Here is a 17,711-nt window from a genome sequence, read left to right as displayed (position 1 = left end):
TGTGCTGATGCCCGGGCCCGTCACCGACCCCCGCAGCGCCGCGGCCACCACGCCCACCCGGCGGGGTACCGAGGCAGCGCTGCTCGCCTTCGCCGTCCTCATCACCGTCGTCGCCCAGGCGATCGTCGACCTCACCGTCACCGGCTCGCTGCGCCCGGAGATGGCCGCGTTCAGCGCGTGGATCAGCGCCCTGTGGGTGGTCGCACACCTCGTCGTGCGCAAGTGGGCCTCCTATGCCGACCCGCTGCTGCTCCCGGCCGTCGCGCTCCTGGTCGGCCTCGGCCTGACCGTCATCCACCGGCTCGACCTCGCCGCCGAGCAGGCCGGCGACACGGCGAGCCGTGAGGACGCCCCGGTGCAGCTGATCTGGGCCACGCTGGGCGTCGCCCTCTTCGTCGCCGTGCTCGTGGTCGTGCGCGACCACCGGACGCTGTCGCGCTTCGCCTACACCCTGGCGCTGCTGGGGATCGTCCTGCTCGCGCTGCCGGCCGTCCTGCCCGCCTCCATCTCCGAGGTCAACGGCGCCAAGATCTGGATCCGGGTGGCCGGCTTCTCCATCCAGCCCGGCGAGTTCGCGAAGATCTGCCTCGTCGTCTTCTTCGCCGCCTACCTGGTCGACAAGCGCGACGTGCTGGCCCTGGCCAGCAAGAAGGTCGCCGGCCTGGAGCTGCCGCGGGGCCGGGACCTCGGGCCGGTCCTGCTCGCCTGGATCCTGTCGATCCTGGTGCTGGTGTTCGAGCGCGACCTGGGCAGCTCGCTGCTGCTCTTCGGCATCTTCGTGGTGATGCTCTACGTGGCCACCGAGCGGGCCAGCTGGCTGTTCATCGGCCTCACCCTGTTCGCCGGCGGAGCGCTCATCGCCTACCAGGTGTTCGCGCACGTGCAGGCCCGCGTCGACACCTGGCTGGACCCCTCCGAGTACTACGACGGGGCCGGGTACCAGCTGATGCAGTCGCTCTTCGGTCTGGGCACCGGTGGGTTGTTCGGCGCGGGCCTCGGCGGCGGCCGCCCCGAGCAGGTGCCGGTCGCCAAGAGCGACTTCATCGCCGCGGCCGTGGGCGAGGAGCTGGGCCTGTTCGGCCTGGTCGCGGTGATCGTCGTCTACCTGATCCTGGTGGAGCGCGGGCTGCGCGCGTCCCTGGTGGTCCGGGACGCGTTCGGCAAGCTGCTGGCCGCGGGCCTGGCGTTCGCCATCGCGTGGCAGGTGTTCGTCGTCCTCGGCGGGGTGACCGGCCTGTTGCCGCTGACCGGCCTGACCACGCCGTTCCTGGCCTACGGCGGATCGTCGCTGGTGGCCAACTTCGTCCTCGTGGCCCTGCTGGTGCGGATCAGCGACGCCGCCCGGCGGCCGACCACCCCGCACGCGCCGTCGCCCGTGCGGCTCGGGGACGCCCCGACCGAGGTGGTCACCCCGTGAACGCCCCCCTGAGGCGGGTCGCGATCAGCGTGCTCGTGCTCTTCACGCTGCTGATCGTCAACGTCAACATCATCCAGGTGGTCCGCTCCGACTCCCTGCGGGCCGACGCGCGCAACACCCGCGTGCTCGCCGAGTCCTACGAGCGCGAACGCGGCTCGATCATCGTCGCGGGCACCGAGGTCGCGCTCTCGGTCCCCACCGACGGCCGGCTGGAGTACCTGCGCAGCTATCCGCAGGGCCCGTTGTACGCGCCGGTCACCGGCTACCACTCGCTGGTGTACGGGAACACCGCGCTGGAGCGCGCCGCGAACGACGTGCTGTCCGGCGAGGACGACCGGCTGTTCGTGCGCCGCGTCGCCGACCTGTTCACCGGCCGGGACCCGGCGGGCGGCGACGTGGTCCTGACGCTGGACCCCGCGGTGCAGGCCGCCGCGATGGCCGGCCTCGAGGGCGTCACCGGCGCCGTCGTGGCGCTCGACCCCGAGACCGGCGCCGTCCTGGGCATGGCCAGCACCCCGACCTACGACCCGACCGTGCTGTCCAGCCACGACCCGGCGGCGATCCGCGCCTACATGGAGGAGCTCACCGCGGGCGACGGGCCCAGCCCGCTCAACAACCGCGCGATCTTCGACAACTACCAGCCCGGCTCGCTGTTCAAGGTGATCGTCGCGGCGGCGGCGCTGGAGGAGGGCTACACGCCGGAGACGGTCGTCCCCGCGGTCGACGTCCTCACGCTGCCCCAGACCACCACGCCGCTGCGGAACTTCGGCAACTCCCGCTGCAGCGACAGCCAGGAGCAGCGGCTCCTCGACGCCCTCACCATCTCCTGCAACACCGCCTTCGCCCAGCTGGGCATCGACCTGGGCGAGGAGAAGGTCCGGGACATGGCCGAGGCGTTCGGCCTCGACGACCAGGGCCTGGAGATCCCGCTCGAGGTGGACCCGAGCACCGTCGGCGACATCGTCGACGCCGCCGCCCTCGGGCAGACCTCGATCGGGCAGCGCGACGTCCGCATGACCGTGCTGCAGGCGGCCATGGTCGCCGCCACCGTGGCCAACGACGGCGTGCAGATGAAGCCCTACCTGATCGATGAGCTGCGCGCCCCCGACCTGTCGGTGATCGACTCCACCGACCCGGAAGAACTGCGCGAGCCGATCTCCGCCGAGGTCGCAGAAGGGCTCACCGAGATGATGGTCAGCGTCGTCGCCCGGGGCTCGGGCCGGGCGGCCCGCCTCCCGGGCATGGAGGTCGCGGGCAAGACGGGCACCGCGCAGGTGAGCCCGGACGTCCCCGACCACAACTGGTTCATGGGCTTCGCGCCGGCCGACGACCCGCAGATCGCCGTCGCCGTCTTCGTCGCCAACGGGGGCGGCACGGGCGGGGACGTCTCCGCGCCGATCGCCCGCGACGTCATGGCGGCCTACTTCGAGGGGCAGGGCGGCTGATGGCGCTGGGCATCGGGAGCATGCTGGCCGGGCGCTACGAGATCACCGCGCCCATCGCCACCGGCGGGATGGGCGAGGTCTGGAAGGCGCGCGACCGGGTCCTGGACCGGATCGTCGCGGCGAAGGTGCTCAAGACCGAGTACACCAACGACCCGAGCTTCCTGGCCCGCTTCCGCAACGAGGCCCGGCACACCGCGGCGCTCTCGCACCCCAACATCGCCTCGGTCTACGACTACGGCGAGACCACCGACGACAGCGGGGTCCAGACCCTGGCGTTCCTCGTCATGGAGTTCGTCGAGGGGCAGCCGCTCGTGACGATCCTCCACGAGGAGGGCCGGCTGCCGGTCGACTGGACGCTGCACGTGCTGGGCCAGGCCGCGGACGGGCTCTCCGCCGCCCACCGGGCCGGGGTGGTGCACCGCGACATCAAGCCGGGCAACCTGATCGTCCGCCCCGACGGGGTGGTGAAGCTGACCGACTTCGGCATCGCCCAGGCCCGGGACGCCGCTCCGCTCACCAAGACCGGCATGGTCGTGGGCACCGCCCAGTACCTCTCCCCCGAGCAGGCCCAGGGCCTGGAGGTGAACGCCGCCTCCGACGTCTACTCCCTCGGGGTCGTCGGGTTCGAGTGCCTGGCCGGCGTCCGGCCCTTCGACGGGGCCTCGCAGGTGGCGATCGCCCTCGCGCACATCAACCGACCGCCGCCACCACTGCCCGGGGACATCCCACCGGCCGTGCGGCTGCTCGTCGACCGCGCACTGGCCAAGGACCCGGCCGACCGCTTCACCGACGGCGGCGCGTTCGCCGCCGCCGTCCGGCGCATCGCCGACGGCGGGACCCTGTCCGCGGCGGCCACGCCGGTCGCCGGGCCGGCCACCGCGCCCACCCAGGTCGTCAGCGCCGGGGCCGGGTCCGACGGGCACACCCAGGTCTTCGCGACCCCGGCCGCGGGCATCCCCACGGTGTCGCCGGCCACCGCCGGCCGTCCGATGCCCCCGCTGTCCGGTCCGCCGGAGGACGACTGGTCCGCCGGCGACGAGCCACCGCCCCGTGCCGGCGGCCGGCGGTGGGCGTGGCTGGGCGCCGCACTCGTCCTGCTGCTCGCGCTCGCCGGCACCACCTACCTGCTGCTGTCCGGATCCGGTGCGGACCCGGGACGGCAGCAGGCCGACGCCACCACCAGCGCGCCCATCACCAGTGCCGGGCCGACAGGCGTCCTCCTCGACCCCGCCCTGTTCGTCGGCCGCGACGCCGACGAGGTGGAGGAGGAGCTGCGCGAGGCCGGCGTCACGCTCGTCACGCGGCGGGCTGCCTCGCAGGAGCTGCTGGCCGAGCTCGGACGGTCCCTGGACGAGGGCGACGTCGCCGGCCTCGACCCCTCCGGCGTGCAGGCCGGGCCGGACACCGAGGTGACGCTGTTCGTCGCCGAGGACGGCTGGGCGCTCGAGGACGAGCGGGAGGAGCAGGAGGAGGAGGTGGAGGAGGAGGAGGCGGTGCCGACGACCGGGTCCACCCCCCCGACCACGACGCCGTCGGAGACGACCACCACGCCGCCCCCGACGACGACCACCTCCAGCCCGGCCACCACCTCGACCCCGTCATCGGTCCCGGGCACCTCGGCGCCCCCGCCGCCGGCCCCCGAGACCCCCGGCACCGAGCCGCAGGGCGACGACGGCACCGACACCGAGGCCGGGGGACCCACCCGCTCCGGCGCCCCCGGCGCAGCGGGAGTGACGGGTGGCGGCCAGTGAGCCCCGTGGTCCTCGCATCCCCGGTTCCGCCCGGTCCGGCGATTAGGCTCGCCGCCGGCTCCCCGTCCGCGGCGACCGCCGCCGGAGCGCCCCGCACCACCGGGCTGCGCGGGCCGCACCGAACCGCCCGAGAGGACCTCCGATGACCACGCCGAACGTGCTCGGCGAGCGCTACGAGATCGGTGGCGTCCTGGGCCGCGGCGGAATGGCCGAGGTGCACCACGGACGCGACCTGCGCCTGGGGCGCGAGGTGGCCGTGAAGGTGCTGCGCCACGACCTGGCGCGCGACCCCTCGTTCCAGGTGCGCTTCCGCCGCGAGGCGCAGGCCTCGGCGTCGCTGAACCACCCGGCGATCGTGGCGGTGTACGACACCGGCGAGGACCGCACGCCCACCGGCGCCACCCCGTACATCGTCATGGAGTACGTCGAGGGCGAGACGCTGCGCGACGTGCTGCGCCGCGAGGGCCGGCTGCCCATCGAGCGGGCCATGAGCCTGGCCGCCGACATCTGCGGGGCCCTGGACTTCAGCCACCGCAACGGCATCGTGCACCGGGACGTGAAGCCCGGGAACGTCATGATCACGCCGCAGGGCACGGTCAAGGTCATGGACTTCGGCATCGCCCGTGCGGTCTCCGACTCCGCGGCCACGATGACCTCCACCGCAGCGGTGATAGGAACCGCCCAGTACCTCTCCCCCGAGCAGGCCCGCGGCGAGGGCGTCGACGCCCGGTCCGACGTGTACTCGCTCGGCTGCCTCCTCTACGAGCTGGTCACCGGGGCGCCGCCGTTCACCGGCGACTCCCCCGTCTCGGTCGCCTACCAGCACGTGCGCGAGGACCCGCGCCTGCCCTCGTCGATCAACCCCGACGTCCCGCCGGAGCTGGACGCGATCCTGCTCAAGGCGATGAGCAAGAACCCGGCCAACCGGTACCAGTCGGCCGCCGACATGCGCAACGACCTGCTCCGGGCCCTCGCCGGGCAGCGGGTCGAGGCGACGCCGGTCATGGGCGACGCCGAGAAGACCGCCATCATCGGCGCCCCGGTGGGCGGCTACGCCAGCGGCTACGGCGACGACGACTGGGACGACGACGCCGATCGGCGCCGCAAGCGCCGGATCATCGCGATCGTCTCGGTGCTCGCCGTGCTGCTGCTCGGCGGCGCCGTCGCCGCGGCCGTCGCGCTCAGCCGGGGCGACGACACGCCGGCCGTGACGCAGGTGGCCGTGCCGCCGCTGATGGGCCTCGACCGGACGGCCGCCGAGCAGGCCATCACCGGTGCCGGCCTCGTGGTGGGCGACGTGGCGGCCGAGGTGAGCCCGACCGTCCCCGAGGGCCAGGTCGTGGCGAACAACCCGCCCAGCGGCGCCCGGGTGGACGAGGGCAGCGAGGTCGACCTGGTCGTCAGCCTCGGGCCGGACACGATCCTGGTGCCCAACGTCGTCGGGCTGACCGAGGAGCAGGCGCGGGCCAACCTGCAGGCGCAGGGCTTCTCCAACATCTCCAGCCGACCGATCGAGTCCATCGAGATGCCCGAGGGACGGGTGGCCGCGGTCAGCCCCGCCGAGGACAGCCAGGCCGGCGTGGACGACGTCATCACGTTGAGCATCTCCACCGGCACCATCGAGATGCCCGACGTGCTCAACCGCTCCGAGACCGACGCCCGGGCGGCGCTGCAACAGGCCGGCGTCGGCGCGGGTCAGATCCAGCGGCAGGACGTCGAGCGGGACGACGTCCCTGCGGGCAGGGTCGTGGAGACCGACCCGTCAGCCGGCCAGGACGTCGGCTCCGGCGACACCATCACGCTGCTGGTCGCCGTCCCGCCCCCGGCAGAGGAGCCGGCCACGCCCACCACCACGCCCACCACCACGACCACCCCCGAGCCCAGCACGCCCACGGCCACGACCACCGGGGGACCCGACGACGACGTCGACTGACCGCGCCAGCGCCCAGCCGGGCCCCCTCCCGGACGGGCAGGAGGGGGCCCCGCTGCGTCCGGGTGCCGGCGTGGCTCAGGCGGTGGCGGACGACAGCCGCTGGACGGTGGCCGCGGCTGCGGCCACGACCTCCTCGTCGGGCGCCAGGCCGCAGCGCGCCAGCCAGGTGGCGAGCATCCGGTGGCCGCCCTCGGTGAGGACGGACTCGGGGTGGAACTGCACGCCCTCGATGGGCAGCTCGCGGTGCCGGAGGGCCATCACCAGCCCGGAGGGGGTGCGGCCGGTGACCTCGAGCTCCTCGGGGACCGTGCCCGGGTCGACGGCGAGCGAGTGGTAGCGCGTGGCGGTGAAGGGCGACGGCAGGCCGGCCAGGACGCCGTGGCCCTCGTGGACGACCTGGCTGGTCTTCCCGTGCAGCAGCTCGGGTGCGCGGACGACCTCGGCGCCGAAGGCCTCCGCGATGGCCTGGTGGCCCAGGCACACGCCCAGCACCGGGGTGCCCTGCTCGGTGGCGGCCCGCACCATCGGCACGGTGACGCCCGCATCCGCCGGCGTGCCGGGGCCGGGGGAGAGCAGCACGCCGGCGACGTCCAGGTCGGGCAGCTCCTCGACGCTCACCGCGTCGTTGCGCCGCACGACGCAGCGGACGCCCAGCTGGCCCAGGTACTGGACCAGGTTGTAGACGAAGCTGTCGAAGTTGTCGACGACGAGGACCGGTCGGTCGGCGGCGGTCATCGCGGTCGGGGCTCCTCGGTGGACGGACGGGCGACCAGAGCGCCCACGGATGCGGCCGCTCGGCTCAGCCGACGGTCGCGTACTGCAGGGTGAGGCCGCCATCGTAGGCGGGCACGGTCACCTGGGGGCGCTCGCGCAGCTCGAAGGTGAGTCCGAACGCGTCGACGGCCTGCTCGAGCACCGTGATCTGGGGCGAGGCGTCCAGCGCCGCCTGCACGGCGGAGGCGTCGGCGACGGCGGTGATCACGAACGGCGGGGAGTAGGTGCGTCCCCTGAGCAGCAGCGTGTTGCCGACGCAGCGCACCGCGCTGGTGGAGATCAGCCGCTGGTCCATGACCGCGACGCCGTCGGCCCCGGCGGCCCAGACGGCGTTGACGACCGCCTGCACGTCGCTCTGGTGGATGACGAGGTCGTCGGGTCGGGCACCGCCGGGGAGGCTGCCGTCGGGGCGCTGGGGGGCGTCGTCGAGGGTGATGACCACGCCGGAGCCCGCCACCGGCGTCAGGCCGGCCGAGGGGGCGCCCACCGCGCCGACGGCCTGCGCCTCGGCGACGGCGCCGTCGCGGGTGGCGGCCTCCTGCGTGAGCTGCTGCACCCGCTCCTCGAGCTCGGTCTGCTGACGCCCCAGCCGGGCGACGGCGGCGTCGCGCTGCTCCATCAACTCGGAGAGCTGGGTGATCTCCCCGGCGCGCAGATCGGTGCCCTGGGCGGTCCGCCCGGAGGTCGCGAAGAGCAGCCCCGCTGCCAAAGCCACGACGGGCACCAGGGCGCTCCAGCCGGACGGGCGCCGGCCACGCAGCAGGGAACGGGTCACGGGCACCTCCTCCGACGGGCACGGACGGCGGCGCGCACGGGCGAGCTACCACCGTCGTCGTCCCGGTGAAGTTTAGTCTGGTGGCAGTTCCGGCCGGGGAGGACTGAGGCCCGGCCGCCGGGAGGGAGTACGCACGTGCCCAAGTCGAAGGTGCGCAAGAAGTCGGCGTACACGCCGCCCGAGGACCGCTCGCGCGGCACGCAGGCCAAGGCGCTGCAGCCAAGCCCGCGCTGGTATGCGCCGGTGATGGTGGCGCTGATGCTGTTCGGTCTGCTGTGGATCGTCGTCTACTACGTCGCCGGCGACCGCATCCCGTTCATGGTCGAGCTGTCGGCCTGGAACTTCGCCATCGGCTTCGGCGCCATGGTGGCCGGCCTGATCATGTCGATGCGCTGGCGCTGACCGCCGCCCAGTCGCTCGAGGCCCTCGTCCCCTCCGGGACGGGGGCCTCGTTTCGTTCCGGCGCCCGTCCGAGGGGCTGGGGACGCTGTGCACAGCGACCGGCGCCGTCCACAGGTCGACATGGCGCCCCGCCCCCAGGGTTGTCCACCGAGTGTGGAGGGACCGACCCGGTCGTTTCCCCACTGACCTGCGGTTTCGCGCGCCTGGGACTCCTGTGACATGAGGGCCACGGCCGTAACTACAGCAGTGTGAGTCTGTCCCCAGCTGTGTACCCAGCTGTGGACGAGTCGACATGTCCGTCCGCCGGGCCGCTGACCGCACGGCCGCCGCACCCGCTCTGACCTGCGGATACACCCAGCCCCGAGGGCGGTGCGGACGGACCTGTCCGATCACGCCTCGCTGTGGGGTGTGCACGGACGGACACGGATCTCCACAGCCGCGGAGCCCGGCGGCGGCGTAACGACGCCAGCCCCCGGCCAGGTGGCCGGGGGCTGGCGGGGACGGGCACCGGAGCACCGGCGCGCGTCGGGGGTCAGGCGTCGATCAGCTCCAGGATCGTCGCATTGGCGGTGCCGCCGCCCTCGCACATGGTCTGGAGGCCGTAGCGGGTGCCGGTGGCCTGCATGTGGTGGATCAGCGTCGTCATGATGCGGGCACCGGATCCGCCCAGCGGGTGACCCAGGGCGATGGCGCCGCCGAGGGGGTTCAGCCGGGCCGTGTCGGCGCCGGTGTCGGCCACCCAGGCCAGCGGGACGGGCGCGAAGGCCTCGTTGACCTCGAAGACGCCGATGTCGTCGACCGACAGGCCGGAGCGGGCCAGCACCTTCTGCGTCGCCGGAATGGGGGCGGTGAGCATGATGACCGGGTCGTCGCCGGCCATGACCGTCGTGTGGATCCGCACAAGGGGACGCAGACCGAGCTCCCGAGCCTTCTCGCTCGTGGTGACCAGGAGCGCGGCCGAGCCGTCGGAGATCTGGCTGGCGTTGCCGGCGCTGATCACGCCGTCCTCCTTGAACGGCGTCTTCAGCGAGGCGAGCTTCTCCAGGGTGCTGCCCGGCCGGATGCCCTCGTCGGCGCTGACCACGGTGCCGTCCCCGAGCGGAACCGGCGCGATCTGCTCGTCGAAGGCGCCGTCGGCCTGCGCCTTGGCGGCCTTCTCGTGGGAGGCCAGCGCGAACTCGTCGAGCTGGGCGCGGGAGAAGCCCCACCGCTCGGCGATCATCTCCGCGCCGATGCCCTGGTTGGGGAAGACGCCGTCGTAGCGCTCGAGGAACCGGGGCCCCAGCGGCTTGCCCGCCGCGCCGTCCCCCCGGGCAGAGCCCATCGGCACCCGGCTCATCGACTCGACACCGCCGGCGACGACGACATCGGCCTGGCCGCTGATGACCGTGGCTGCGGCGAACGCGACGGCCTGCTGGGAGGAGCCGCACTGCCGGTCGATGGTGGTGCCGGGCACCGACTCGGGCCAGCCGGCGGCCAGTGGCGCGTTGCGGCCGATGTTGAACGTCTGCTCGCCGACCTGGCTCACGCAGCCCCAGAAGACGTCCTCCACCACGGCCGGGTCGATGCCCGAACGCTCGGCGAGCGCGTTCAGCACGTGCGCGGAGAGATCAACGGCGTGCACGCCGGACAGCCCTCCCCCGCGCTTTCCCACCGGTGTACGGACGGCGGCACAGATGACGGCATCACGCATGGACCCACTCCTCGTCGACGACGGTCCGGCGCGGCCGGGACCGGCCACCCCGCTACGATCGTATGTTCCACGTCACGCCTGGCAGGCTGGTGTCGTGCAGTGGTCCCCTCCCGCCTACGTCCCGGCCGTCCTCGCGGCGGGCGCCGCGCTGCTGGGTGCGACCACCCTGCTGCTGGACACGCCGGGGCGGGTGCTGGTGGGTGGCGCGGCCGTGCTGCTGCTCGCGCTCGCCGCGCGGGAGTCGGTGCTGCGACCGCGGTTGCGCACCGGGCCGGACGGCGTCGAGGTGCGCACGCTGACCGGTGCGCGCGTGCTGCCCTGGGCGCTGCTCCGGGTGCGGGTCCGGCCGGCCCGGCGATGGGGGACGACGGTGCGCACGCTGGAGCTGGAGCTGGAGGGCGACGACGGCGTCCTCGTCGTCCTCGGCCGGTGGGACCTCGGCACCGACCCGGAGGCCGTGGCCCGGGACCTGGGCCGGGCCGCACCCGGTCGGGCGTAGGCCTGCTCCCGCGAGCTAGGCCACCGCGCCGGTGGGCACACCGAGGGACAGGGTGAGGAGCGTCAGGACCAGCACCGCCAGGCCGACCGCCTGGAGCGTCGTCCGGCGGCGGGCGATCACCAGCAGCGCGGCGACCGCCGCACCGGTGACGAGGCCGCCGAGGTGCCCGAGGAGCGAGACCCCGGGCAGGAAGCTGATGAACACGTTGAGCCCGAGCAGGACGAGGATGCCGCGGACGTCCTGCTTGCGGACCACCATGAACACCGCCAGCGCCCCCAGGAGCCCGTAGATGGCCGTGGAGGCGCCCGCCACGGGGCGCAGCGGGTCCCCGAGCAGCTGGATCGCCGTGGAGCCACCCAGGGCGGCCACCAGGTACAGGGCCAGGTAGCGCCACCGGCCCAGCTGCCGTTCCAGCTCGGAGCCGAAGACGAGCAGCGCCAGCATGTTGAGCACCAGGTGCAGCAGACCGATGTGCAGGAACGCCGCGGTGAGCAGCCGCCAGTACTCGCCGAACTCCACGGCCAGCGGGTACTGGGCGAGGTCGACGAAGACCTGGGACCGGTAGTTGTCGAGCGGTGCGTTGCCCGCCAGCCCGGCGGAGACCGCGGTCACCAGGAACATGACGACGTTGAGCGAGATCAGCGTCAGCGTGACCGTGCCCCAGCGGGAGGCGGCGGCGCGCAGCCCGGATCCCCGGCGCGGGGCGCGGACGGAGGCCGCGCCCTCCCGCACGCAGGCGGGGCACTGGAAGCCGACCGACGCCGGGATCATGCACTCGGGGCAGATGGGCCGGCCGCACCGCGCGCACGAGATGCCCGTGGGCCGCTCGGGGTGGCGGTAGCAGGCCGGGGGCGGGGGCGCCGGCTGGTCGCCCGCGCCCCCGCCGTGCGGATCCGTGGTCAGCTGCGCTGCACCTCGACGGATTCGATGACGACGTCCTCGGCCGGACGGTCGTTGCGGCCGGTGGGGACCGCGGCGATCCGGTCCACGACGTCGCGGCTGGACTGGTCGGCGACCTCACCGAAGATGGTGTGCTTACCGGTCAGCCAGGACGTGGGGGCCACGGTGATGAAGAACTGCGAGCCGTTGGTGCCCGGGCCGGCGTTCGCCATGGCGAGCAGGTAGGGCTTGGTGAACGCCAGCTCGGGGTGGATCTCGTCGCCGAACTGGTAGCCGGGGCCGCCGATGCCCTGACCCAGCGGGTCGCCGCCCTGGATCATGAAGCCGGAGATGACCCGGTGGAAGACCGTGCCGTCGTAGAGCTTGTCCGTCGTCTTCTCGCGGGTCGCGGGGTGCGTCCACTCACGGGCGCCCTCGGCGAGGTCGGCGAAGTTGGCGACCGTCTTGGGAGCGTGGTCGGGGAACAGGTCCACGGTGATGTCGCCGTGGTTGGTGTGCAGGACCGCGCGGCGGGCGGGAGTCGATTCAGTCACGGCTCCACTGTCCCACCGTCGTGCCGCCTGGGCGCCGCGGGAGTGGTTTCACGTGGAGCGGGGCGCCTCGCCGGGCGTCCTGGTGGAGACGAAGTGTCACCGCGGAGGAGGGGCCCCCGGTGGCGCCTCAGCTCGTCGATGCGCTCGCGACGGGACGCGCCGTGTCGGCCAGCGCGACGGCGTCCTGAGCGCCGTCCAGCGCTTCGAGGAGCGCCTGGCCCTGCCGCAGATTGGCGGTGAGCAGTCGCCGCGCAACCGCGAGCAACTCCGCCGTCTGAGGATGGGCCAGACAGCAGATGACGTTGTTTCCCGCCCGCCGACTGCCGACGATGCCAGCCTTCCGCAGGACCGTGACCTGCTGGGAGAGGTGTGAGAGCTCGAGTCCGGTGCCCGCGGCCAGCTCACCGATCGTCCGCTCACCCTCGGCCAACAGCTCCAGCACCCGGATACGCGCCGGATGAGCCAGGGCCCTGAACAGGTCCGCCTTGGCCTCGGCCAGCGGGCGACCGGGAGTGAACGGCATGCACACGAGTCTATCCAGCGTGCGAGGCTCGCCGGACTTGATAATCTTCTCAAGTCCACAAGTTGTGGACCTGCGGGGATGGATGAGGTGCGATGGCGCGCGGGTGGCGCACCAACGACGACTCCGGGGACGGAGGCGCCAACGCCGATCCGCAGACCCTCGAGACGATGCCGATCGGACTGATCGAGCTCGACACCGACTGGACGGTCCGCTACCTCAACGCCGCCGCGGAGACGATGGTCGGGTACTCGCGGACCGACCTCATCGGCAGGTCCTACTGGGATGCCTTCCCTGCGAACGTTGACAACGACTTCGGTGATGCCCTCCGGGAGGCAGTCACGACCAGGCAGCCCCGAACGGTGGACGGCTTCTATCCCGAGCCGTTGAACCAGTGGTTCGAGGTGCAGGCTGTGCCGACGCCGCACGGGTTGTGGTTGTACTTCATCGAGGTCACCGCTCGCCGCCAGGCCGTGGAGCGGCTTGCCCTCTTGGCCCGCGTGAGCGACGAGCTGGTCGGTACGCTGAACGCCCCCGCTGCCGTAGCCCGGATCCCCCGGCTCCTGGTCCCCGCCGTCGCCAGTTGGGCGACCGCCGCGTTGCTCGGTGAGGACGGGATCCTGCGGCATGTCGGCGGCTGGCACGTCGACCGGTCGAAGACACCAGTCGTGCGGCGCTACGCAGCCGCCGCCCAGGAGTCGTCCCCGACGACGGCCCCTGTGCTGAGAGCCGTGACCACCGGCGCCCCGGTCACCGTCTCCGCGGGACAGCTGGCTGGCACCGCAACGCGCACCGTCGCCACCGGAGCCGCCCGCACCGCGCTCCAGGCGCTGACCCCCGGTGCGATGACCGTCCTCCCCATCCGCGGCCGCGACCGCGTCCTCGGCGCGCTGACGTTGGGCTACGACAGGCACCGCACGCCGGAAGCGGCGGACATCACCACCGCCACCGACGTGGCCGAGCGGGTAGGACTCGCGCTGGACAACGCCCGCCTGTACGAGCAACAGCGCCGGCTGGCCGAAGAACTGCAACGCAGCATGCTCACCGCGCCTCCCGAACCCGACCATGCCCAGATCGTGGTGCGCTATCTACCGGCCGCCGAGGCCGCCCGCGTGGGCGGCGACTGGTACGACGCCTTCATGCAACCCGGAGGCGCCACCACGCTGGTCATCGGCGACGTGGTTGGACACGACACGGCGGCAGCAGCGTCGATGGGTCAGCTACGAAGCATGCTGCGCGGCATCGCCGTTACCGGCGACGTCGGTCCCGCCCAGCTGCTCTCCCAACTCGATGCCGCCATCACCCAGTTGCGACTGAACACCTACGCCACCGCCGCGCTCGCCCGATTCGAGCAGACGAAGGCCGAGAAGGAGCGTGGCATCACCCGCATGCGCTGGGCCAGCGCCGGCCACCCGCCGCCGTTGATCATTCACCCCGACGGCGCGATCGCCGAGCCCGCCAGCTGGCACGGTGACCTGATGCTCGGGGTCGACCACACCACGCAGCGAGACGACTCGGTCATCAGCCTCCGCCGCAACGCCACTGTCCTGCTCTACACCGACGGACTGATCGAGCGCCGCGCCGCCGACCTCGATGACGGACTGGAACGCCTCCGTACTGCCGCCGCCGAGCTCGCCGACCAACCCTTGGACGACCTGTGTGACCAACTCATCGACCGGCTGGTCGAGAGCACGCCCGAAGACGACGTGGCCCTCGTTGCGATCCGCCTGCACCGCCAGGATCGACCGCGCCCAGACGAAGCAGGCCCGCAGATCCTGCCGGCCACCGTGAGCGCGGATGACTGATGGGTCGCCGGATCGCGCCGCCTCGGTCCCGCGGACCTAGCGCGTCCTGAATGGCTCCCAGGAACGACGGCTGCATTCCGTGGACGACCGAGACCTGCAGACGTGGGCAGCCTCCTGGCAATATCCGTGCCCTCTTCGCCGACTGGACAATGTGCTCGAGCGTGTCTGGAAGCTCACTTCAACCGGAATCGACGCGCGTCAATTGCGCGGCACGGCGGGTCGCGACCCGCTGCCGGCGGCATCCTTCCCCGCTTGAGCGGGCCTCTGGATGGTCCACTCATGCTGGGCGGAGTACCGGCGGGCGCAGCCACGAGCCGATGACGCTGCTCCGGACAACTATTCGTTCGACGTCCGCGGTCAGGCGTACTCGCGCAGGTATCGGGCGGCAACCGGAGACCACACGGTCCGTCCTGTGACCACCGCTCTCATCATGCGGGGGAGGTCGTCCGAGCGCTCTCCCTTGACCAGGTAGCCGGCGACGCCCAGGTCCTTAGCCTCACAGGCCGTGTCGACGGTGGCTGTGGCCGAGTGCATGACGATTCGCTCGTCCGGCCGGCTCGTCAGCAGCTTCCGGGTTGCCTCTAGGCCCGTCATGCGAGGCATGGACACGCCCATCAGCACGACGTCGGGCTCCGTGCGGATCGCCGTCGGCAGCACCTCGGTGCCGTCCTCACATTCCCCCACGACGCAGATGTCCTGCGTCTCGTCGAACACGGTCGCGAAGGGCGTCGCGCACGAAAGGGTGATCATCGACGAGCTCGCCGGACCGCGGCGACCCGTCCCGCGGACGAGCTGGCCTTCCCGTCCCCCGCAGAGGGCGGTGCTGCGCAACCGCAACGCCCGTGCCGCCTGGCTCGACCCCGCGGCCCGGGCCATCGGCGAGCCCGGGCTCACGCCGCACGAGTTGCGGTCACCGCGGCCTCTCTGGCGATCACGGCCGGCGCCAACCTCAAGCTGTTCAGCGGATGCTCGGCCATGCGTCGGCGGCCGTGACACTGGACCGCTAGGCCGGCCTGTTCACGACCACCTGGACGACGTGGCCGACCGCCTTGGCGCGTTGGGAGCCGCCGCCCGCGGACAAGTAGCGGACCTGCTGCCGACTGAGGCGATCTGCGCCCCGACGAGCCGGTGCCTGCCGCAACAGCTCAGCTCGACCGTGGGGAGTGGAGACGAGGGGAATCGAACCCCTAACCCCCGCCTTGCAAAATCGACCGAGGGATGGTTTGGCGGAGTGGGCTGTCACTGAGAAACCGTCCTGACCAGCGCTTTAGCCATCGACCACTGACGGGCGTCGTTGGCCGTTTTGCGGACTGTCTGCGGACTGTGTGCGGACTGGACAGGCCACAGCTCGTGATCAGCGCAGGAGCGTCCGCCCCCATCCCCGGCAGCCTCTCCGACTGCACCGGCCGCCGGAAGGGCGCTGCGCGTCCCTACGGGATGGGCCTCCGGCCCACCCTTCCCCCGGCTCGGTGCAGCCGGAGGTGGAGCGGGTTACGGGATGCGGGAGGAATGGGACTCACCCAACCCCCCATCCAGTCCCGCCAACCCGCTACCGTCGGAGAGACCTTTGGGGGCTCACCGCAATGGAGGGGGTGCGGGACGAGTACTGCCGGTACACTGAGGTTCACGGTTCGGTGTTGCTGACGGTCCCCCTCCCGAGGACCCGTGCCACATCAGTGCCACCCCGCTGAGCAGTGACACCGCGGCGGTGAGGACGAGCAGCATCCCTAGCCCCAGGCCAGGGATGACCGCACCGGCCACGGCGGGCGCTGCGACCGAGGTGAGGGCTCCCACGACCAGACATCCGGTGAACGCCGCGCCTGCGCGGTCGGGCACCAGCTCGGCGGTCCAGACCGCGAGCACCGCAGAGCCGGTCATGTAACCCACGCCGAAGATGCATGCCGAGGCCGACGTCACGGCCAGGGAGTCGCTGGCCAGCCCCAGCAGTGCCAGCGCCGCAGCCACCATCATCAGGCATAGCGCCGCCACCCTGACGCTGCCCAGCCGCTGCGCGATGGCCCCGGTCGTCACAGCAACCACGCCAGTGACGCCGATGGCCGCGTAGAGGGCCGGGACGGCTGCCGTCGGAAGCTCGTCCCGCTGGATGACGTCCGCGGCGTAGGTGAAGTAGACGACGATGACCGCGAAGTAGACGACGGAGTAGGCAGCCGGAACCCGCAGCGCTCTCACCAGTGAGGAGGTGCCGCCCCGCCCGTCCGGGCGTGGGGCCGGCCTGGTTTTCGGCACCAGCCGGAGGTTCACCACGGCGGCAGCCACGGCGGCGAGCGCGATGCCGCCCCAGACCAGGCGCCACGAGCCCAGCGCGGCGAGGGCGGACAGACCACCCAGCGCGACCAGTCCGCCGCTGGTGCCGGTGGTGATGATCGCCAACGCCCTCGGCTGCTGCCCCAAAGACACCGTCCGCGTCACGATGTCGGAGTAGGGCGCCCAGACCCAGCCGCCCGCGCTGCCGGCCAGGACGGCACCGACGGCGAGCAACCAGGGGGACTGTGCGACCGTGACGATCACCGCCCCCAAAGCGCCGCAGACCCCGCCCACGGTCGTCGGGGCGCGCGAGCCGCGGCGAGTGGCAAGCGGCCCCGTGAGCAGCAGGCCCGCCAGGTAGCCGGCGAACGTGGCGCTGGCGACCAGGCCGAGTACCAGCTCGGAGAGTCCAAGGTCCCGCCGGATGTCGGGCAGTGTCAGACCGTAGGCGTACCGGGCCATACCAAAAGCGACCCCGACCACCGCCGCTCCGGCCACGCCGACCCTGGCGGCTGGGGACAGCGTCATGAACTCTCCTCGTTCGCAGCGGGCATCGGAGCCGCTTCCCGCTTCAGCGAGGCTGGCGGCGCCATGCACTCAGCCCGACCGCTGGGCGTCTACTGCGGCGATGTGACCGGAGAGCTGCTCGCACCGTCCGCCCGGGATCGAGGCTACTTCGATCGCTCGCTGAAGCCGACCTTGCCGGTGCCCAGGCAGGCCAAGGCCAAGACCCGTTCGATGGGGGCGAGGGACCTTTCAACCGCTTGGTACGGCGAAGCTCCCGGCACGAGACGTCAGCGTACGAGGGGCAAGGCCATGAGCACATCGAGCAGCCCGGGGTGGTCATCGGGATCGATGTCGCCGACCTGTTCGACGAGGACCTGGACGACGTGGCGGACCGGCTGGACGCGCTGCGGGTCGCGTCCTGCGGACGAGTTGCGGACATTTTGCGGACTGAGACCCCGTCGGAGGGCTCGCCGGAGCCCGCGACGGAGGTGA

At 72.5% G+C, this 17,711-nt stretch carries 15 protein-coding genes; 7 read left to right on the top strand and 8 right to left on the bottom strand.

Annotation, left to right across the window (positions count from 1 at the left end):
* Positions 1-7: 7 nt before the first annotated feature.
* The 4 genes from ABC795_RS00140 (at position 8) to pknB (ending at position 6,546) form a co-directional block, all read left to right on the top strand.
* Positions 8-1,417, top strand: coding sequence for an FtsW/RodA/SpoVE family cell cycle protein (locus ABC795_RS00140; RefSeq protein WP_347058734.1), 1,410 nt, complete (start codon positions 8-10; stop codon positions 1,415-1,417).
* On the top strand, positions 1,414-2,862 hold the full coding sequence (locus ABC795_RS00135; protein WP_347058731.1) for a penicillin-binding protein 2: 1,449 nt from the start codon (positions 1,414-1,416) through the stop codon (positions 2,860-2,862). The genes ABC795_RS00140 and ABC795_RS00135 overlap by 4 nt, the downstream gene beginning before the upstream one ends.
* Positions 2,862-4,613, top strand: coding sequence for a serine/threonine-protein kinase (locus ABC795_RS00130; protein WP_347058730.1), 1,752 nt, complete (start codon positions 2,862-2,864; stop codon positions 4,611-4,613). Before ABC795_RS00135 ends, ABC795_RS00130 begins: the two co-directional genes overlap by 1 nt.
* Before the next feature lie 142 nt (positions 4,614-4,755).
* A complete protein-coding gene (pknB, locus tag ABC795_RS00125) occupies positions 4,756-6,546 on the top strand; it encodes a Stk1 family PASTA domain-containing Ser/Thr kinase (RefSeq protein ID WP_347058729.1) in 1,791 nt (596 codons plus the stop codon).
* Positions 6,547-6,621: 75 nt separating this feature from the next.
* Here pknB and ABC795_RS00120 read toward each other — a convergent pair whose 3' ends face one another.
* The gene (locus ABC795_RS00120; protein WP_347058728.1) at positions 6,622-7,281 is read right to left on the bottom strand and encodes an aminodeoxychorismate/anthranilate synthase component II; all 660 of its coding nucleotides are present in this window, start codon (positions 7,279-7,281) and stop codon (positions 6,622-6,624) included.
* Positions 7,282-7,345: 64 nt separating this feature from the next.
* Complete coding sequence (locus tag ABC795_RS00115; RefSeq protein WP_347058727.1) at positions 7,346-8,095, bottom strand: DUF881 domain-containing protein; 750 nt, start codon at positions 8,093-8,095, stop codon at positions 7,346-7,348.
* A gap of 135 nt (positions 8,096-8,230) precedes the next feature.
* Here ABC795_RS00115 and crgA point away from each other — a divergent pair, with 135 nt between their 5' ends.
* On the top strand, positions 8,231-8,497 hold the full coding sequence (gene crgA / locus ABC795_RS00110; protein ID WP_347058726.1) for a cell division protein CrgA: 267 nt from the start codon (positions 8,231-8,233) through the stop codon (positions 8,495-8,497).
* 532 nt (positions 8,498-9,029) lie between these two features.
* On the opposite strand, the gene ABC795_RS00105 is transcribed toward crgA, so the two are convergent.
* Positions 9,030-10,190 carry a thiolase family protein gene (locus ABC795_RS00105; protein WP_347058725.1) on the bottom strand — a complete coding sequence of 387 codons (1,161 nt, stop codon included), beginning with the start codon at positions 10,188-10,190 and terminating at the stop codon, positions 9,030-9,032.
* Positions 10,191-10,284: 94 nt separating this feature from the next.
* Between ABC795_RS00105 and ABC795_RS00100 the strand changes: the two genes are divergently transcribed.
* Positions 10,285-10,689 carry a PH domain-containing protein gene (locus tag ABC795_RS00100; RefSeq protein WP_347058724.1) on the top strand — a complete coding sequence of 135 codons (405 nt, stop codon included), beginning with the start codon at positions 10,285-10,287 and terminating at the stop codon, positions 10,687-10,689.
* A gap of 15 nt (positions 10,690-10,704) precedes the next feature.
* Here the strand turns inward: ABC795_RS00100 and ABC795_RS00095 are convergent, their stop codons facing one another.
* The 3 genes from ABC795_RS00095 to ABC795_RS00085 all read right to left on the bottom strand — a co-directional run bounded on the left by ABC795_RS00095 (position 10,705) and on the right by ABC795_RS00085 (position 12,645).
* A complete protein-coding gene (locus ABC795_RS00095) occupies positions 10,705-11,460 on the bottom strand; it encodes a rhomboid family intramembrane serine protease (protein WP_347058723.1) in 756 nt (251 codons plus the stop codon).
* A 128-nt stretch (positions 11,461-11,588) separates the two neighbouring features.
* Positions 11,589-12,122, bottom strand: coding sequence for a peptidylprolyl isomerase (locus tag ABC795_RS00090; protein WP_347058722.1), 534 nt, complete (start codon positions 12,120-12,122; stop codon positions 11,589-11,591).
* 127 nt (positions 12,123-12,249) lie between these two features.
* On the bottom strand, positions 12,250-12,645 hold the full coding sequence (locus ABC795_RS00085; protein WP_347058721.1) for a metalloregulator ArsR/SmtB family transcription factor: 396 nt from the start codon (positions 12,643-12,645) through the stop codon (positions 12,250-12,252).
* A gap of 92 nt (positions 12,646-12,737) precedes the next feature.
* On the opposite strand from ABC795_RS00085, the gene ABC795_RS00080 reads away from it, so the two are divergent.
* Positions 12,738-14,447, top strand: a complete 1,710-nt coding sequence (locus tag ABC795_RS00080) for a SpoIIE family protein phosphatase (RefSeq protein WP_347058720.1) — start codon at positions 12,738-12,740, stop codon at positions 14,445-14,447.
* 357 nt (positions 14,448-14,804) lie between these two features.
* Here ABC795_RS00080 and ABC795_RS00075 read toward each other — a convergent pair whose 3' ends face one another.
* Together ABC795_RS00075 and ABC795_RS00070 are read right to left on the bottom strand one after the other, a co-directional pair.
* Positions 14,805-15,197, bottom strand: coding sequence for a response regulator transcription factor (locus ABC795_RS00075; protein ID WP_347058719.1), 393 nt, complete (start codon positions 15,195-15,197; stop codon positions 14,805-14,807).
* 825 nt (positions 15,198-16,022) lie between these two features.
* A complete protein-coding gene (locus ABC795_RS00070; protein ID WP_347058717.1) occupies positions 16,023-17,240 on the bottom strand; it encodes an MFS transporter in 1,218 nt (405 codons plus the stop codon).
* Positions 17,241-17,711 lie beyond the last annotated feature (471 nt).

Source organism: Blastococcus sp. HT6-30 (genome assembly GCF_039729015.1).
GTDB lineage: Bacteria > Actinomycetota > Actinomycetes > Mycobacteriales > Geodermatophilaceae > Blastococcus.
This window is presented reverse-complemented; position numbering and strand designations above follow the sequence as displayed.

Coding starts and splice junctions, on each gene's coding strand:
- ABC795_RS00075 (WP_347058719.1), bottom strand. CDS start 15,197: ATGATCACCCTTTCGTGCGCGACGCCCTTCGCGACCGTGTTCGACGAG.
- ABC795_RS00095 (WP_347058723.1), bottom strand. CDS start 11,460: ATGATCCCGGCGTCGGTCGGCTTCCAGTGCCCCGCCTGCGTGCGGGAG.
- ABC795_RS00120 (WP_347058728.1), bottom strand. CDS start 7,281: ATGACCGCCGCCGACCGACCGGTCCTCGTCGTCGACAACTTCGACAGC.
- ABC795_RS00105 (WP_347058725.1), bottom strand. CDS start 10,190: ATGCGTGATGCCGTCATCTGTGCCGCCGTCCGTACACCGGTGGGAAAG.
- ABC795_RS00085 (WP_347058721.1), bottom strand. CDS start 12,645: ATGCCGTTCACTCCCGGTCGCCCGCTGGCCGAGGCCAAGGCGGACCTG.
- ABC795_RS00070 (WP_347058717.1), bottom strand. CDS start 17,240: ATGACGCTGTCCCCAGCCGCCAGGGTCGGCGTGGCCGGAGCGGCGGTG.
- ABC795_RS00130 (WP_347058730.1), top strand. CDS start 2,862: ATGGCGCTGGGCATCGGGAGCATGCTGGCCGGGCGCTACGAGATCACC.
- ABC795_RS00080 (WP_347058720.1), top strand. CDS start 12,738: ATGGCGCGCGGGTGGCGCACCAACGACGACTCCGGGGACGGAGGCGCC.
- ABC795_RS00140 (WP_347058734.1), top strand. CDS start 8: ATGCCCGGGCCCGTCACCGACCCCCGCAGCGCCGCGGCCACCACGCCC.
- pknB (WP_347058729.1), top strand. CDS start 4,756: ATGACCACGCCGAACGTGCTCGGCGAGCGCTACGAGATCGGTGGCGTC.